General features: G+C 70.2%; 15 protein-coding genes. 7 read left to right on the top strand and 8 right to left on the bottom strand.

All coding sequences use genetic code 11. The features are described from left to right. Positions 1-434 precede the first annotated feature (434 nt). Together FHS44_RS16390 and FHS44_RS41780 are read left to right on the top strand one after the other, a co-directional pair. Positions 435-1,961, top strand: a complete 1,527-nt coding sequence (locus tag FHS44_RS16390) for an ATP-dependent DNA ligase (RefSeq protein WP_184715515.1) — start codon at positions 435-437, stop codon at positions 1,959-1,961. Positions 1,962-2,667: 706 nt separating this feature from the next. Next, positions 2,668-3,450: a septal ring lytic transglycosylase RlpA family protein gene (locus tag FHS44_RS41780; protein ID WP_281401473.1), complete on the top strand. Its 783-nt coding sequence runs from the start codon at positions 2,668-2,670 to the stop codon at positions 3,448-3,450. Positions 3,451-3,468: 18 nt separating this feature from the next. Here the strand turns inward: FHS44_RS41780 and FHS44_RS16380 are convergent, their stop codons facing one another. Beyond that, positions 3,469-4,098 carry a DUF1707 and DUF4870 domain-containing protein gene (locus FHS44_RS16380; RefSeq protein ID WP_184715513.1) on the bottom strand — a complete coding sequence of 210 codons (630 nt, stop codon included), beginning with the start codon at positions 4,096-4,098 and terminating at the stop codon, positions 3,469-3,471. A 147-nt stretch (positions 4,099-4,245) separates the two neighbouring features. On the opposite strand from FHS44_RS16380, the gene FHS44_RS16375 reads away from it, so the two are divergent. Further along, the gene (locus FHS44_RS16375; RefSeq protein WP_184715511.1) at positions 4,246-4,584 is read left to right on the top strand and encodes a hypothetical protein; all 339 of its coding nucleotides are present in this window, start codon (positions 4,246-4,248) and stop codon (positions 4,582-4,584) included. A gap of 5 nt (positions 4,585-4,589) precedes the next feature. Here FHS44_RS16375 and FHS44_RS16370 read toward each other — a convergent pair whose 3' ends face one another. The 4 genes from FHS44_RS16370 to FHS44_RS16355 all read right to left on the bottom strand — a co-directional run bounded on the left by FHS44_RS16370 (position 4,590) and on the right by FHS44_RS16355 (position 8,274). Further along, a complete protein-coding gene (locus tag FHS44_RS16370; RefSeq protein ID WP_184715509.1) occupies positions 4,590-5,729 on the bottom strand; it encodes a DUF4192 domain-containing protein in 1,140 nt (379 codons plus the stop codon). 143 nt (positions 5,730-5,872) lie between these two features. Beyond that, positions 5,873-6,652 carry an EI24 domain-containing protein gene (locus tag FHS44_RS16365; RefSeq protein WP_184715508.1) on the bottom strand — a complete coding sequence of 260 codons (780 nt, stop codon included), beginning with the start codon at positions 6,650-6,652 and terminating at the stop codon, positions 5,873-5,875. 56 nt (positions 6,653-6,708) lie between these two features. Next, positions 6,709-7,299 carry a Maf family protein gene (locus tag FHS44_RS16360; protein WP_312863680.1) on the bottom strand — a complete coding sequence of 197 codons (591 nt, stop codon included), beginning with the start codon at positions 7,297-7,299 and terminating at the stop codon, positions 6,709-6,711. A gap of 45 nt (positions 7,300-7,344) precedes the next feature. After that, complete coding sequence (locus FHS44_RS16355) at positions 7,345-8,274, bottom strand: hypothetical protein (RefSeq protein WP_184715506.1); 930 nt, start codon at positions 8,272-8,274, stop codon at positions 7,345-7,347. Between the two features lie 184 nt (positions 8,275-8,458). Here FHS44_RS16355 and FHS44_RS16350 point away from each other — a divergent pair, with 184 nt between their 5' ends. After that, positions 8,459-9,466, top strand: a complete 1,008-nt coding sequence (locus tag FHS44_RS16350; protein ID WP_184715504.1) for a DUF3616 domain-containing protein — start codon at positions 8,459-8,461, stop codon at positions 9,464-9,466. Here FHS44_RS16350 and FHS44_RS16345 read toward each other — a convergent pair. Both FHS44_RS16345 and FHS44_RS16340 read right to left on the bottom strand, forming a co-directional pair. After that, complete coding sequence (locus FHS44_RS16345; RefSeq protein ID WP_312863679.1) at positions 9,453-10,166, bottom strand: peptidyl-tRNA hydrolase; 714 nt, start codon at positions 10,164-10,166, stop codon at positions 9,453-9,455. The genes FHS44_RS16350 and FHS44_RS16345 overlap by 14 nt on opposite strands. 25 nt (positions 10,167-10,191) lie before the next feature. Beyond that, positions 10,192-11,481, bottom strand: coding sequence for an MFS transporter (locus tag FHS44_RS16340; RefSeq protein WP_246435604.1), 1,290 nt, complete (start codon positions 11,479-11,481; stop codon positions 10,192-10,194). Positions 11,482-11,695: 214 nt separating this feature from the next. On the opposite strand from FHS44_RS16340, the gene FHS44_RS16335 reads away from it, so the two are divergent. The 3 genes from FHS44_RS16335 to FHS44_RS16325 all read left to right on the top strand — a co-directional run bounded on the left by FHS44_RS16335 (position 11,696) and on the right by FHS44_RS16325 (position 14,830). Continuing rightward, positions 11,696-13,423, top strand: coding sequence for an ABC transporter family substrate-binding protein (locus FHS44_RS16335; RefSeq protein WP_184715499.1), 1,728 nt, complete (start codon positions 11,696-11,698; stop codon positions 13,421-13,423). Positions 13,424-13,525: 102 nt separating this feature from the next. Then, the gene (locus FHS44_RS16330; RefSeq protein ID WP_184715497.1) at positions 13,526-13,918 is read left to right on the top strand and encodes a DUF3224 domain-containing protein; all 393 of its coding nucleotides are present in this window, start codon (positions 13,526-13,528) and stop codon (positions 13,916-13,918) included. 81 nt (positions 13,919-13,999) lie between these two features. Next, complete coding sequence (locus FHS44_RS16325) at positions 14,000-14,830, top strand: NAD(P)H-binding protein (protein WP_184715495.1); 831 nt, start codon at positions 14,000-14,002, stop codon at positions 14,828-14,830. A 4-nt stretch (positions 14,831-14,834) separates the two neighbouring features. Here FHS44_RS16325 and FHS44_RS16320 read toward each other — a convergent pair whose 3' ends face one another. Next, positions 14,835-15,782 (bottom strand): AraC family transcriptional regulator, encoded by a 948-nt coding sequence (locus FHS44_RS16320; RefSeq protein ID WP_184715493.1) that lies wholly within the window; start codon positions 15,780-15,782, stop codon positions 14,835-14,837. Positions 15,783-15,927 lie beyond the last annotated feature (145 nt).

The following is a 15,927-nucleotide window of genomic DNA, read 5'->3' as shown; positions in this document are numbered from 1 at the left end:
CTCGGATTGAGCCGTGTCGGAGCAGACTCAAGGGCCAGCCGCTCTCCGCCAGGGGCGAATCGCTTCGGATCAGGCTTCCGGGTGGGCGCTTTTCTCGGTTCGGGCCTCGTCGGGAGCAGGCTCGGGGGCCGATCGCCTCTTCGGCGGGAGCGGATCGCTCCAAACGAAGGCTCGGGGTTGGGCTGCGTTTCGTGGTTCGGGCCACGTCGGGAGTGGATCACTCTGGAGCAAGGCTTCGGGGTCGGGCCGCTTTCCACGGCTCAGGATTGGCCGTTTCCTCGGCTTCGGCTTCGGAGGGCCAGGGGCTTCCTCGCGGGACCAAGGCTTGTTTTTCGGGCGTAGGCCACTTCGGAACGGGCTCCGGAGGCCGGGTCACGCGGAAAAGGGCGGACCCGCCTCGGCGAAATGTCACCGGCTGCTCATAGGCTGAGCCCGTGCTGCTGATCGACCTTGTCCGCACCTCCGCGGCGGTGACCGCCGACCCCGCCCGGCTGGTGAAGATCCGTCATCTGGCGGAGCTCCTCGGCAGGGTCGATCCCGGCGAGGCGGAGATCGCCATCTCCTACCTCTCGGGAGAGCTGCCCCAGCGCAACGTCGGCGTCGGCTGGGCGAGCCTGCAGGATCCGCCCGAGCCGCGTCTGGCGGCGACCGCGACCCTGCGTCAGGTGGACGACTTTCTCGACCGCATCAAGGCCCAGGCGGGTCCCGGCTCCCAGGCGGCGCGCAAGACCCTGGTCACCGAGCTGTTCGGGGCGCTCACCCGCCAGGAGCAGGCCTTCCTGTCGCGGCTGCTCCGCGGTGAGCTGCGGCAGGGCGCGCTCGACGGTGTGATGATCGAGGCGATCGCGAAGGCGGCCGAGGTCCCGGCCACGGAGGTCAGGCGGGCGCTGACGCTGCGCGGCTGGCTGCCCGCCGTCGGCGCCGCCGCCCTCGGTGGTGGGGTCGAGGCGCTGCGCGCCTTCCGCCTTGAGGTCGGCCGCCCGGTCTCGCCGATGCTGGCGCAGAGCGCGGCCTCGGTGGCCGTCGCCCTCGGCAAGATCGGCGGTCTCGCCGCCGTCGAGTGGAAACTGGACGGCGTGCGGATCCAGGCCCATCGTTCCGGCGACACGGTCTCCGTCTTCACCAGGACGCTCGACGACATCACCGCCCAGGTTCCCGAGGTCGCCGAGGCGGTCGGCGCCCTGCCCTCCCAGGATCTGGTGCTGGACGGCGAGGTCATCGCGCTGCGCCCCGACGGCCGCCCCGAGCCCTTCCAGATCACCTCGGGCCGTGTCTCCAGCCGCACCGACGTCGCCACGGTGCGCGGCAAGACCCCGTTGAGCGTGTTCTTCTTCGACGCGCTACGGGTCGACGGCGCCGACCTGCTCGACCAGCCGGGTCAAATCAGGCACGCGGCCCTGGCCGAGGCCGTCCCCGCGGAGCTGGTGACCCCCCGCCTGGTCACCGAGAACGTCGAGAGCGCCGAGGAGTTCTACCGGGACGTGATCAGGGGCGGCCACGAGGGAGTGGTGGTCAAGTCCCTGCTGGCGCCGTACGCGGCGGGCAGGCGTGGGGCGGGCTGGGTCAAGGTGAAGCCCCGGCACACGCTCGACCTGGTCGTCCTGGCCGCTGAGTGGGGGCACGGCCGCCGCGAGGGCCGCCTCTCCAACCTGCACCTGGGGGCCCTCGACCCTCTGACGGGCGGGTTCGTCATGCTCGGCAAGACCTTCAAGGGGCTGACCGACGAACTGCTCGCCTGGCAGACCGAACGTCTCCTCGCCCTCGCCGACGGCCCGTCGGACGCCTGGGTGGTCCCGGTCCGTCCCGAACTGGTGGTCGAGATCGCCTTCGACGGCGTCCAGCGGTCCACCCGCTACCCCGGGGGCATGGCGCTGCGCTTCGCCCGTGTCCTGCGCTACCGCCCTGACAAGGGCGCCGCCCAGGCCGACACGGTGGAGACCGTACGCACCCTCATGCTCTGAACCTGCTCCTGTGTGTCTGAGATGTCCTGAGGTGCGCTCCAGCAGGTCCCAAGCGTTCCGATGATCGAGGGATCCAGCCGCCGGATGCCCTGTCGGCACCGTCACGCCTCGCGCCCGGCGAACGCGGCTCATCTCAGCTTCCGATTCCGCTCATCGTTTCCGGTGCCGTTTTCCGTCTTTCAACCTGTGAAGCCTTGATCGGTATGGCGTTCGCCAGCCGGGTCACCTCGCCGAATCCGGGGCGGCGGAGATTCCTGTGACACCGGAAAGCCTTTGTTACCCATGGGACCGATGAAACAGCGGAGTTTTCCGTGATTTCCAAGCCCATGCTTCCCGTACGGCCCCGCACGCCCCTGACCAGGGACGACCGGTGATCAAATCGCCCTTTCCCGGAGCCAGGAAGGTCATTCACATGGCCACGAATCCCCGCATCCACCGGGGGTCACGACTCCACACCCCCGCCCACTCCACGCCACCAAAAACAACGATCTTCATCACTTTCATCATCATTTAGACATGAAAGTGACATAAATCACTTTATGTCCCATTAACGTGGCTTTGCCCGCTCTTTGTCGCATATGGTCGGCCCACGTCACGGCGGGAAGCACCCCCGCACCCCGCCGACGGGACCGGCCGGTGCGCACCCCCCGCCCCCTCCGCTCCGTACGGTCCCTGTCCTGCCCCCTATCTTGGACCGTGGTTCACCTTGGGCCTGCACACCCACACCCCCTCCCCCACTCCCCCGAAGAGCCCCTCCCCGAGAAAGCGGCGGATCATCGCCCTGGCGGCGGGCGCCACCGTGGTCGCCGTGATCTCCGCGACCGCATGGGCGATCTCCAACGACGACGCCCACCTGGCGACGACCGTCGCCCTCACCGGAGCCCGGCAGAGCACCAACGCCCCTCAGCCCCAGGACACCCCGCTTCCTGGAACCCAGCCCCCTGGAGCCGCTCCCGGCGGTGCCGTCCCCTCCCCCGCCCCTCCCTCCCCCACCGGTTCTCTTCCGGCTCCCCTTCCGGTGTCGCCCTCCGGCACGGCCGCTGCGTCCCCCTCCGACACAGCGACCATCCCGCAGGGCTCGCCCTCCCCCGGGTCCCCCACCCAGGGAACGGCCACCCCCTCCCCCACCGCCGTCCCCGAGGCCAGTGACACCCCGAAGCCCGAGAAGACGCGGAAGGCCGCGAAACCCAAGCCGCGCGTGATCTCAAGCGGGACCTGTGGCGCGTCCTACTACGCGGAAGGGCAGATGACCGCCAGCGGTGAGCGGTTCAACCCGAACGCGATGACCGCGGCGCACAAGACCCTCCCCATGGGCAGCAGGGTCCGGGTGACCAACCCCGCCAACGGCGAGTCGGTTACGGTCAGGATCAACGACCGGGGTCCCTACATCGGCGGACGCTGCCTCGACCTGTCGAGGGCGGCCTTCTCCGCGATCGGCAGCATCAACGCCGGGGTCATGCACGTCAGATACGAGGTACTGGCCAGGTAGTCCCTCCTTTCCGGCCTCCTACTTCACCGGCCGCATCGTGAACGGGTAGTTGAACCGGCCCTCGCCCAGCGCCGCCAGGCCACCGACCACCGAGAGCGCCATGCCTCCGAGCCAGAGCACGGGCATCAGGACCGTGCCCACGACCGTGATGGCCAGCAGCACGGTCGCGCCGAGCAGGGTCAGCTGGAAGTTGAGCGCCTCGACCGCGTGCCTGCGGACGTAGGGCGAGGTCTTGCCCGCGGTGAGCATCATGATCAACGGACCGATCGCGAGCAGGCCGGTCAGCGGGAGCAGGTGCGCGGCCGCGGCCCCCACCCGGTCTCCCCCTGTGAGCGCCTGTGCCCCGTGGTAGGCGGGAGCCGCCCCCGTGGTGAACGGGTACGGCGCGGGCACGGGCGGGCGGGAGCCGTACAGCTCGTGCATGATCGGCATGAGGTCGGCGTGGACGCGGGCCGTCATCGCCCGCTCGACCCTGTCGTCGAACTCGATCTTGTCAAGTCGTCCCTCGGTGTAGGCGGCCTTGATGTGCTCGACCACCTGTTCCCGGTCCTGGTTGCTCACCCGGAGCCTGGCGTGCTCGAATCCGGGGTCGGAAAGTGCCGCGCCGCCGCGCCATGCGCCCGCCGCCGGTGTCGCTGTGCCTGTCATAGAACCGACATACCTTTCGTTTCCGCCGTCGATCTCAATATTCAGCGACAACTTTTGACCGGTCTATCCGGGTGAACCCTTGGATGTCCCTTAGAGTCCACCCTGGGCTTTCACCATGAAACGACCAGGGGATGTATACAAGGAGACATGAGATGGCGTGATCGCTATGGATTAAGGCGTCTGCGCGGGCCGAAGATCGCCAGGTTCGACCGAGAGGCGACCGACTCCGACGTCGAGGCGCTCATCGCCTTCGCGAAGTCACGCCAGGGCGTTGAGTTCTACGTCGAGCCTGAGACCTTCGCGACCGACACCACCGCGATGGCGATCGCGGACGACGGCGAGTGGACACGCCGCCGGGTCGGCTCGCCCGCGGTGATCAGAAAGGTGGCTCGCGACCTCGCCCTTCCGGTCTACGACGTGCAGCTGACTGGCTACCCCGCCCGGATGCGGGCCTACAACGAGCGGCGCAAGCGCGCCGAGGGCTGAGCCGGTCACTCCGCGTGGTCCTCAGGCTCCCCAAGTAACGCGATCATCGGCAGCAGCCACGCCATCCGGGGAGCCCCCATCTCCCTGTCGAGCTCCTGCGAGGTGGGCATCCTGTCTCTGAGCACCCGTGGTGGGAGCAGGTGCCGCAACGCGCACATGAGCAGATTGGCCATCGAGTAGCCCGGGTCGATGTCGCACGCGCGGGAGAGCGCGATGCCCGCCAGGGCGGAGTCACCCCGGCACCAGGCCGCGGCGCCGAGCAGGGAGGCGGCCGGGGGCACGAACCTCGGCTCCAGTCTGCGGGTGAGGTCACGCCACAGCCCGAGACAGGCATCGGCCGAAACCGCGTCGCCGGTCGGGGCGCGGTCGGCGGTCAGCGCCCACGCCTCGTCACGGATCCTGACCACCGCGAGGGCGAACCCCAGCCTGACCGCCTCCTCGTCGGACAGCCGCCCTCCCGAGGCGTGCAGGGCGATCGCCGAGCGCACCCGTGCCATCCCGTCGGCGACGAACTCCGCGGCGAGCCCTCCGGGGGCGTCGCTCTCGGCGAGCCCGGCTCTCAGCTCCCGGGTGACACGCGCGGTCGCCCGGCGCATGGCCAGGCGCTCCGCCCCGCCGACGGGATCGAGGGAACGCTCCAGGGTCCGCCTGTCGGGCAGCGCGACCAGGCCGTGCACGGTCGCCTTGGCGGCGACGACACCCGTCTCACGGTCGTAGGGCGTGCCGTCGGCGGGACAGCAGTCGGCGCGGGAGCACGTGTAGGACCAGTAGCGGCCGTCCTCGGCCCGTAGCGCGTCGACCACCGTGACGCCCGACTGGCGGAACAGCGTCACGGTCAGGTCCATGGCCGGGGTCACCAGCGCGCCGGGGCCGTATCCCACGACGATGACCTGGGTGATGCCCTCCTCGGCGAGCAGCGGCAGGAGCTTGCCGGGGCCGGGAGGGGCGAGCGGTAGGTCCCAGCGGACGGTGAGGTGCAGCCGGCAGCGGGGTGGTCTGCCCCGCAGCCCGATGACGACCAGGCTGTCCGAGGGGTGGAAGCCCACGAGGTAGGGCACCGCGCCGAGGATGTCCTGCGTGGAGGCGAGCAGGAGGGCGGGCGAGGAGGCGGAGGGGATGGGCGGAGCGGGAACGTCGGTTGTCATGGGCGAAGCATCGCCTGGTTGCCGTTCTCGCCGTGCGACCGAACGCCGTTCTGTGGACAACTTTCCGGGGAGCGGCCGGTTGTCCACAGGCTCCGCCGTACAAAGCCGCACAAAGCCGTACAAAACGGGAACAACCGAGGGACTCAGGCCCTCTCGCGGATCTCCGGGGCGGCACCGGGTACGGCCAGCCGCGTCCTGACCAGGATGGCCGCGCCCGCGACCGCCGCGGGCATCGTCACGACGGCGGCCAGCGGAACGAGGAAGATCAGGAAGATCAGCACGCCGAACCCGAGGGCACGCGCCTTGTTCCGGCGCAGGACGGCGAAGCGCTCCTTACGCGCCAGCCCCCTGCGTTCCATGGCTAGCGCGGTCAGCTCGACGGTCAGGAAGAAGCCCGAGACCAGGGCGCCGAGCACCGGGACGACCGTCTGCCCGATCACCGGGACGAAGCCGAGGAAGAACAGCGGGACGGTGAACAGCAGCACGTACCACAGGGTGATGAGGCTGTCCCTGATCGACCTGGGGATCGCCTTCCACATCGGGAGATCGTGCCCGACCGGCAGGTCACCGTGGGACAGCTCGACCTGCTCGGAGAGCTTCTCGTAGAAGGGCTCACCGACGATCAGCGTCACCGCGGCGAAGGTCACCACGAACAGGACCAGCCCGGCGCCGAAGACCGCCAGCCCGACCAGGCCCCGCAGGGCTGTCTGCGCCGCGTGCGCCCATCCCGAGGCGAACGGCGTCACCCATTCGGCGATGTCGGTCGCGTGGGTGCCGAGCCAGTAGAGCCCCACCGCGTAGAGGATGAAGACGATCAGAGCGGGGATCAGCCCGAACAGCCACCAACGGGGGTTCTTCGCGACCCAGCTCAGTCCCTGGAAGAAGAACCCGGCACCTTCCACGAAGGAGCGGAAATGACCCATGCCGGAAGATTAGCGGCATCGGCGAATCGCCGCGCGACGCTTCCAATCAGGAAGGGTCAGGACTGCCAGAGGGTGGGGACGGAGACGCCGAGTTCGCCGAAGAGGCGGCGCAGCAGCGGCAGGGAGATGCCCAGGACGTTGCCGTGGTCGCCGTCGATGCCCTCGACGAACCAGCCGCCGGGACCGTCCAGCGTGAAGGCGCCCGCGACCCGCAGGGGTTCGCCGGTGGCCACGTAGGCGGCGATCTCCTCGTCGCCGGGCGTCCCGAAGCGCACGACGGTCGCCCCGACCTCCGACACCTGCCTGCCGTCCGAGGCGTCGATCACGCAGTGGCCGGTGAGCAGCCGTCCCTGACGCCCGCGCATGGACTTCCAGCGGGCGACGGCCTCCTGTGGCGAGGACGGCTTGCCGTACGCCTGGCCGTCCAGTTCGAGCACCGAGTCGCAGCCGATGACGAGGCCCGAGGTGAGGTCACGCGCGACGACCGACGCTTTGGCGTTGGCCAGGGCCAGGCAGAGGTCCGCCGGGGTCTGCGCGGTGACGGCCTCCTCGTCCACCCCGCTGACGATCACCTTGGGGTCGAGTCCGGCGCTGCGGAGCAGGGCGAGGCGGGCGGGGGAGGCGGAGGCGAGCACGATCCGGGTCACGCCGACCGAGCCTAGCGCCCCCGAAGCACTCCCCCGGAAAGGCGACTACTTCGGCTTGATGGAGGAGACGACGGTGTTGACGTCGCGCCAGTAGGGGCGCTGGACGTCGGGGATCGTCACGAAGACCATGGCGGGCCGCGAGGCGGAGCTGCTCGTCACGGCGACGGCGGCCACGGAGAAGCGCGCCTTGCCCTTGACCTTGTACTTCACCTTGTAGGTGAGCAGCCAGCCCTTCTTGATCGGCTGCGAGGCGAGCCAGGAGATCCTGGAGTCCTCGGGGTGGTGGTTGAGCGTCCAGCGGGCGGCCAGCAGCGCGGTGTCCTTGGCGTGGCGCTGCGCCTGGATCGGCACCGGGCAGCTGACGACCATGGCCCTGACGGGCGCTCCCTTCACCTTCGGCAGGACCTGCTTGGTCGAGAACGGCGAGGCCCCGAAGATCTTCCACGGCTTGCTCAGCCTGGCGAGCCAGACGCCCGACCTGCGGTCCTTCAGCACGCGCTTGCCCTTGTGGTGGGCCTTGCCGTACAGCCGGGCGAGTTTCTTGTCGCGCGGCAGTTCGGGGACGCGGGGGTCGGCGAAGGCGGCCACGACCGCGCTCCGGTCGCGCGCGACCCCCTCCAGGGTGGACGGCGAGGGCGAGGCTGACGCCTCAGGAGTCGTGGAAGCCGAAACGGAAGCCGAAGCAGAGGGAGAGACGGAAGGGGAGGCGGACACGGGGCTGGAACCGGGCGAGGGTGTCGCGGCAGGTGGCGCGGCGACCTGCCCCGACGACACCTCGCCCGGTCGATCGGAGGTGCCGGAGAAGACAAGGGCGGCCACGACGGCGGCAGCGGCGACGACCAGCACCACGGCCACGGCCAGCACCCGGTAGACGACGCGCATCGACAGGTCGCCGATGCGGGAGCGCTTCGGCGGCTTCGGTGGGCGGGGGACGGAGGTCCTCCGCGGGTCGGACGGGTCCGCCTCGGCGGTCACACGCGTCGTTACGGCACCCGGTTCCCGGGTCCCCTGAGTCCCACCCACCCCATCGAGCACGATCGGGAGCGTACGACAAATCCGGTTTTCCCGTGCGGGATCCCCATCACACTTAGGGAACGAGTGCCCTCCCGTCTTCTGGTCCGGTATGCCCCTTCTTGCACCTTCCTGCCATGATGCCACCGTGCTTGCAGAACGCCGGGTAGAGCTCCGCTTCCACGTCACCTCCCGTGACGCGAGGACCCACACGAACCTGTCCGCCGTCCGCTCCGACGGCGCGGGCCTCTGGCTCGCGGGTGACGAGACCGCGACCGTGGAGTATCTGACCCTCCACGAGGGCCGCTACGACGACCAGCGCACCTACGCCCTGGCGGACTTCGTCGACCTGCCCGCAGGTCCCGAGGACGAGGCCGACATCGAGGGACTGGCCAGGGCCGACGGCTGGCTGTGGGCGATCGGCTCGCACAGTCTCAAGCGCAAGCGGGTCAGGAGGGACCACCCCGTCGGCAAGTCCCTGCGCAGGCTCGGCAGTCTCGTGCGCGAGGAGAACCGCTACGTCCTGCTGCGGCTGCCGCTGGTCGGCTCCCAGCCGGTCCGCGCGGACGGCTCCCGCACCGCGGCGATCCTGTCGGGGCGCGGCAGGAACCTGGCCGACCTGATGGCCGACGACCCCTACCTCGCCCCCTTCCTGAAGATCCCCGGCAAGGACAACGGCCTGGACGTCGAGGGCATCGCGGTGCTCGGCGAACGCGTCTTCGTCGGCCTTCGCGGACCCGTGCTGCGTGGCTGGGCCGTACTGCTGGAGATCCGGCCCGAGAGTGACCCGCGCCGTCCCGAGCGGCTGGTGCTGGCGCCGATCGACGGCGAGCCGTACCGGATGCACTTCCTGAACCTCGGCGGGCTCGGCATCCGGGACCTGTGCCCGCACCAGGGGGACCTGATGATCCTGGCGGGGCCGACCATGGATCTCGACGGTCCGGTACGGCTGCTGCGCTGGAGCCCGGGGGCGACGCCGTCCGTCGAGCACGACCCGAGGCTCGTGATGGACCTGCCCCACGGCGACGGCGACGACCACGCAGAGGGGATGAGCATGCTCGACGACGAGCACCTGCTGGTGGTCTACGACAGCCCGGCCGCCTGGCGGCTGACGCCCGAGGGCGGGGTGCTCGCCGACGTCGTCAGGCTGACCTGAGCGGTCCCGAGGTGGCCGGGCGGAAGCCTTCGCCGCGCAGCCACGGCGCGTCCGCGACAAGCGTGCACGAGCCGGGCGCGATCTCGGTGAACCCGGCGTCCCTGACCGTGGGCAGGCCGGAGTCGGCCAGCCCTGCCCAGCGTCCGGTCTCGGCGGTGCGGACCGCGCAGGTCAGGCCCCGCTCCCGCCAGGCACGCCTGGCCTCCTCGCCGCTGCCCCACCAGGCGAGCTGGGCGGCGTGTCCCGCCTGGGCCATGGTCTTGCCCGCCGACATCTCCAGGGTGGGGTTGACCCAGAGCACGACGCCGCCGTCCGGCGCGGGGCCCGGCTCCTCGGGGTCGGTCAGGTCGGTGCCGGAGACCTGGAGCCTGGACAGGTCCCTCGGCCAGTCGTCGAGCGGCACCGGAGGGTGGACGCGGACCTCGGCGGTGCCCGAGGTGACGGTGATGCCGGGCAGGTCAAGCACCCTGCGCCACTCGGCGCCGCGGGCGCGCCGTACGACCTTCCTGATTCCGAGGGTCTCCCACGCCCTGACCGGCTCGGCCCACTCGCCGTCCTCGGCGGCGCGGGGGTCGTCCAGCAGGGTGAGTACGGCGAGCACGGCCGCCTCCAGGGCGTCGGTGCGCGTCGGTGGGGCCGTCCGCTCGATCCGCACCACCAGCGGGAGCACCCTCTGACCGTTCACTTCCGTCTCACTCACCCTCCAAGGATGCCCCCTCCCCCGCTCAGGCGGGGACGGCGTTCTTCCTGGCGGCCGTGACGGAGACCGACATGAGGGCCGCGACCAGGCACAGGGCTCCCGCGGCGTACCAGGCGAGGTCGTAGGCGCCGGACAGGTCGCGGGTCAGGCCCGCGCCGACCGCGGCGATGGCCGCGCCCACCTGGTGGGAGGCGAAGACCCAGCCGAAGACCACCGGGGCATCGGCGCCGTAGACCTGGCGGCACAGGGCGACCGTCGGCGGCACGGTCGCGACCCAGTCGAGGCCGTAGAAGATGATGAAGACGAGCATGCTGGGCTCGGTCGTCGCCGAGAACAGGCTGGGCAGCACCATCAGCGACAGTCCGCGCAGCGCGTAGTAGACGCCGAGCAGGACCCGGGAGTCCACCCGGTCGCTCAGCCAGCCGGAGGCGATCGTCCCCACGACGTCGAAGATCCCGATGACCGCGAGCAGCCCGGCCGCGACCGGCTCCGACATGCCGTGGTCGTGGGCCGCGGGGATGAAGTGGGTGCCGACCAGGCCGTTCGTGCTCATCCCGCAGATCGCGAACCCTCCGGCGAGCAGCCAGAAGGACCGGGTCCTGGCCGCCCGTCCGAGTACGGCGAGCGCCCGTGCGGCGGCTCCTCCCCTCCCGGCCCTGGGGGCGGGTATGGATACCAGTTGGCCGGGGTCGGCGCCCAGGGCGGTCGTGCCCACCTCCGCGGGGTGGTCGCGCAGCAGGAACCACACCAGGGGGACGACCACCAGGGCCGCCCCGGCGACCGTGGCCGAGGCCGTACGCCATCCCGAGGTCTGGGCCAGGGAGGCCAGGACGGGCAGGAAGACGAGCTGACCGGTCGCGCCGCCCGCGGTGAGGACGCCGGTGACGAGGCCCCGGTGCCGGACGAACCAGCGGTCGGTGAGGGTCGCGGCGAAGACCAGGGCCATCGAGCCGGTGCCCAGCCCGACCAGCACGCCCCAGCACAGGACGAGCTGCCAGGAGGCGTTCATGAGGATGGTGAACCCGCTGCCCGCGGCGACGAGCAGCAGCGCGCACGAGACGACCCTGCGCATGCCGAAGCGGTCCATGAGGGCGGCCGCGAAGGGGGCGGTCAGGCCGTACAGCATGAGGTTGACCGAGACGGCCAGTGAGATCGTGCCGCGTGACCAGCCGAACTCCTCCTGCAGGGGGGTGATCAGCACGCCCGGGGTCGCCCGGAACCCGGCGGCGCCGAGGATCGCCACGAAGGCGACCCCGGCCACGATCCAGGCGCGATGCACCCCAGACCTGCGCGTGCGAAGAGGGGTGGTTGTCATGTGGCCCATCATGGAGGTGGCTCTCCGGACCCACGAGTGGCCCGAGCGCCAATATCCGTAAGAATCAGGCCATAAGAGAGATGTGCCAAGACCGGCCCATCTCAGATGTACAACACCCGGCTCGTCCCACTTGTCGGAAATAGGGGATGATGTTCAGCTTTGCTCGACCGGGGCCGGTGAGCGAGCGAGCGCCGGGCTACTAAGGAGTTCTACCGTGTTCCATGCGCGGAGGTCCGGCAGGTTCCTGCCGGCGCTGTTGGGGGGCGCGCTCGTGCTGAGCGGCTGCGGGATCGGCGACGCCGGGTCCGCCGCCTCGAAGCCGGTCTCTTCGGGGGCCAGGAGCATCACCTACGCCTACGAGCAGGAGTTCCACTCCTACAACAACAACACCGCCGCGGAGAACGCCACGCGCAACGCCGGGCCGCTGCAGCGGGTCCTGACCGGTTTCTGGTTCTACGGGGAGAACGGCGAGATCACCGCCGACCGGGACTTCGGCCGCTACGTCAAGACCTCGGACGACCCGCTGACTGTCGAGTACACGATCAGCCCGAAGGCCGTCTGGTCCGACGGCACCCCGATCGACTGCGACGACGTGCTGCTGTGGTGGGGGTTCAAGTCCGGGAAGATCAAGGGCTTCTCCACCTCCGGCACGACCGGCGTCGAGGACACCGAACTGCCCGCCTGCGAGAAGGGCGACAGGAGCTTCTCCCTCGTCTACGACAAGCCCTTCGCCGACTGGATCGCGGGCGGGCCCGGCGCGACCGAGCTGCTGCCCGCCCACGTGGTGGCGAAGCAGGGCGGCCTCTCCGAGGACGAGTTCATCGCGGCGGTCAAGGCACGTGACGCGAAGAGGCTCGAAAGGTCCATCAAGTTCTTCAACGACGGCTGGGTCTCCGAGGTCTCGCTGCCCCCGGCCGAGCTGATCCCGTCCTCGGGCCCCTACAAGCTCTCCAAGATGGACACGGGACAGTCGCTGACCTTCGTCGCCAACGACAGGTGGTGGGGCACCCCGGCGGCGACCCCGACCATCATCGAGCGCTTCATCACCCTCGACGAGCAGGCCCAGGCGCTGCACAACCGGGAGGTCCAGATCATCGAGCCGCAGCCGGGACCCGGCGTGCTCAAGGATCTGGAGAGGATAGAGGGTGTCAAGGTCAACGTCGCCGACCAGTACACCTACGAGCACCTGGACTTCAACGTCGATTCGAGTCCCTTCAGGGACAAACGGCTGCGCCAGGCCTTCGCCAAGTGCGTGCCCAGGCAGCTCATCGTCGACAGCCTGATCAAACCGGTGATCCCGGACGCCAAGCCCCTGGAGATCCGCAACGTGGCGCCGTTCCAGGCCAACGCGGCGGCGGTCATCGCCGCCTCCGGCGGCGCGGGCGTCTACGCGAAGCAGGACATCGAGGGCGCCAGGGCCCTGGTGGCCAAGGCGGGCAAGACCGGCGTCCAGGTCAAGATCGGCTACCAGACCCCCAACCCGCGCCGGACCGTCGAGGTGCAGCTGATCATCGACGCCTGCAACAAGGCGGGCTTCGAGGTCGTGGACAAGGGCTCCGACGACTTCTTCGGCACCGTGATGCCCGCCAACGGCTACGACGTCGCACTGTTCGCCTGGTCGGCGTCGTCCCTGGTCAGCGGCTGGGCCTCCACCTACACCACGCCCAAGAAGTGCGACAGCGAGAACAAGGGCAACAACAACGGCTGCTACTCGAGCGCGAGGGTGGACCGGCTCATCAGGAAGCTGAACGCGACAGTCGAGCTGGACGCGCAGATCCCCATCATCGGGGCGATCGAGAAGCAACTGTGGGCGGACGTGGCGACCATCCCGCTCTTCCAGCACTCGACCCTCAGCGCGTGGGACGAGTCGATCCGCAACGTCGTGCCGAACCCCGCGCAGTCCACCATCACCTGGAACATGGACCGGTGGAGCCTGGGCTGAGATCGAGGTCATAGCTGACAGCAGGTGACAGGTATGGGCGGCACGATGGGGACCGCACCTCGAACGAAGAACGAAGAACGAAGAACGAACAAGGAGATCCCCATGCCCCGCGCGACCGGCACCTTCACCCTGGACAGTTGGGAACCGGAGACCTACGACGAGGCGGAGGGCGCGACGCTCTCCCTCGTCCACGTGACCAAGACCTTCGCCGGTGACCTCGCGGGCACCAGCACCACCGACATCATCACCGCGACGTCCCAGGTCGAGGACTCGGCGGCCTACGCGGGCTTCGAACGCTTCACCGGGACCCTGCACGGCAGGAAGGGCACCTTCGTGCTGCACCACAACGCCACGGCGTACGCGGGAGAGTCGGCCCTGACCTGGGACGTCCTGCCCGACTCCGGCACCGGGGAGCTGACGGGCGTCCGCGGCTCCGGCGGCATCGTCAACGACAACGGCGCCCACTCCTACCACCTGGACTACGAACTCGGCTGAGAGCCGTCGATGAGACGAATTCACATGCGTGCGAGCCGTACGACCATGTGATCGTCTCGTCGGTGGCGGTGTGATGGGGGTATGAGCCAAGCACCGATTCTTGTCCTTGGCGGCCGTGGCAAGACCGGCCGCCGCGTGGTCGCCCGCCTGCGCGACCTGGAGGTCCCCGTCCGCGTCGCCTCCCGTTCGACCGGCACCCTGTTCGACTACGGCGACCCGGAGACCTGGGGACCCGCCCTTGAGGGGGTCAGGGCCGTCTATCTCGTCCCGATGGCCGAGGCCGTCGATCCCTCGACCGTCGCCGCCTTCGTCGCCCGCGCGGCCGAGGCGGGCGTCCGGCGGATCGTCCTGCTGTCGGCGCGCGGGGAGGACGGCCAGGGGCACCCGTCGCAGGATCCGTTCGAGAAGCCGGTCCGCGACGCCGTGCCCGAGTGGACGATCCTGCGGGCGGGCTGGTTCGCGCAGAACTTCAGCGAGGACTTCCTGCTCGAACCTGTCATGTCCGGGGAGCTGGCACTGCCCGCGGGTGAGGGACGGGAGGCGTTCGTCGACGTGGCCGACATCGCCGACGTGGCCGTGGCCGCGCTCACCGGCGACGGGCACGCGGGCCAGACCTACGAGGTGACCGGCCCGGAGGCGATCTCCTTCGGTGACGTCGCCGCCGTCATCTCCCGCGTCTCCGGGCACCGGGTCCGCTACGTCCCCGTCGACCGGGAGACCTACGGCGCCGCCCTGTCCGGGCAGGGCTACCCGCAGGAGGTCGTCGAGGCCGTCGCCGACCTGATGGAGGAGCTGGCCCGCGGGGTGGGCGACCGGGTCGGCGACGGCGTACGGCGCGCCCTGGGACGCGAGCCGCGTTCCTTCGCCGCGTTCGCCGAGGAGGCCGCCGCGGCGGGAGCGTGGAAGTCCTGACCGCTCAGGAACGGCGCGCCTCGGCCAGCAGGGCGCCGGGTGAGCGGCCACGCACGCGCTTGAAGGCGTTGCTGAACGCGAACCCGTCGGAGTAGCCGATCCTGCGGGCGACCGACGCCACGCTCGCGCCCTTCTCGCGCAGCAGGTCGGCGGCCAGGGTCATCCGCCACTCGGTCACGTAGGTCATGGGCGGCGTCCCGACCAGTTCGGTGAACACCCGGGAGAACGCCGCCCGCGACAACCCGGCCTCCCCCGCCATGCTCGCGACCGTCCAGGGGCGGCCCGGGTCGTCGCGCAGGGCGCGCAGCACGCGTCCCACCCGCGGATCGGCCAGCGCCCGGTATCCGGCGGGAGGCTCGGAGTCCGGGTGGGCGAACCAGCAGCGCAGCGCCTTGACCAGCAGCGTGTCGAGCAGCCGGTCCAGGACGATCTGCTGGCCGGGCTCCTCGCTGAGGATCTCCACGGCCAGCAGACCGAGCAGCGGCGCCAGGTCCCGCTCGCCCCGGACGATCGCCAGGTCCGGCAGGGAGCGCAGCAGCCGGTCGCCGACGTCGCCCCGGATCGGGTATCCGGCGACCACGAACGTGCCGGTCGCCTCGGCGTTGAGGCCGCAGGTCCTGGGCCCGAGAACGAGGTCGTCGGCGTCCAGCATGGGCCCGTCGCCGACCGTGTGGCAGGTGGTCTCGTCCTCGATGACGATCTGGGGCGGGGTGGCCGGGTCGTCGGCGACGGAGAACGGCCTGCCGCCCCGGACCAGCGCGACCTCCCCCCTGCGCAGCGGCTCGGGGGCCGAGCCGTCCATGAGGATCCAGGCGTCCCCGGTGAGCACGGTGACCAGGCCGAGCGGCACCGGGCCGGTGAAGCGGACGTTCCACGGCGGTTCGACGACCGAGCGGCAGAACACCGCGCCCCGCGCCCGCACACCCCCGAGATAGTCGTCAAGAAAGTCCATGACGAGACGATCCCACATGCCAACCGGCCGTTCAACCGCGAGCCGTCTTTTTCAGAGGTACGGCGCGCCGGGAAGTTGACGGGGTCATTGCCCCTGTGACATCCTGACGGTGGCACCGAGGTTGACGCTTATAGTATTTGTGGCT

Source organism: Streptosporangium saharense (assembly GCF_014203715.1).
Taxonomy (GTDB): Bacteria; Actinomycetota; Actinomycetes; order Streptosporangiales; family Streptosporangiaceae; genus Streptosporangium; species Streptosporangium saharense.
The sequence above is the reverse complement of the archived record's forward strand: the minus strand, read 5'-3'. Positions and strand labels throughout refer to the sequence as shown.

Bases quoted from the DNA above. Each gene is read 5' to 3' on its own strand.
- FHS44_RS16380 (WP_184715513.1), bottom strand. From the start codon at position 4,098: ATGACAGGCACAGCGACACCGGCGGCGGGCGCATGGCGCGGCGGCGCG.
- FHS44_RS16375 (WP_184715511.1), top strand. From the start codon at position 4,246: ATGAGATGGCGTGATCGCTATGGATTAAGGCGTCTGCGCGGGCCGAAG.
- FHS44_RS16370 (WP_184715509.1), bottom strand. From the start codon at position 5,729: ATGACAACCGACGTTCCCGCTCCGCCCATCCCCTCCGCCTCCTCGCCC.
- FHS44_RS16365 (WP_184715508.1), bottom strand. From the start codon at position 6,652: ATGGGTCATTTCCGCTCCTTCGTGGAAGGTGCCGGGTTCTTCTTCCAG.
- FHS44_RS16340 (WP_246435604.1), bottom strand. From the start codon at position 11,481: ATGACAACCACCCCTCTTCGCACGCGCAGGTCTGGGGTGCATCGCGCC.
- FHS44_RS16330 (WP_184715497.1), top strand. From the start codon at position 13,526: ATGCCCCGCGCGACCGGCACCTTCACCCTGGACAGTTGGGAACCGGAG.
- FHS44_RS16325 (WP_184715495.1), top strand. From the start codon at position 14,000: ATGAGCCAAGCACCGATTCTTGTCCTTGGCGGCCGTGGCAAGACCGGC.
- FHS44_RS16320 (WP_184715493.1), bottom strand. From the start codon at position 15,782: ATGGACTTTCTTGACGACTATCTCGGGGGTGTGCGGGCGCGGGGCGCG.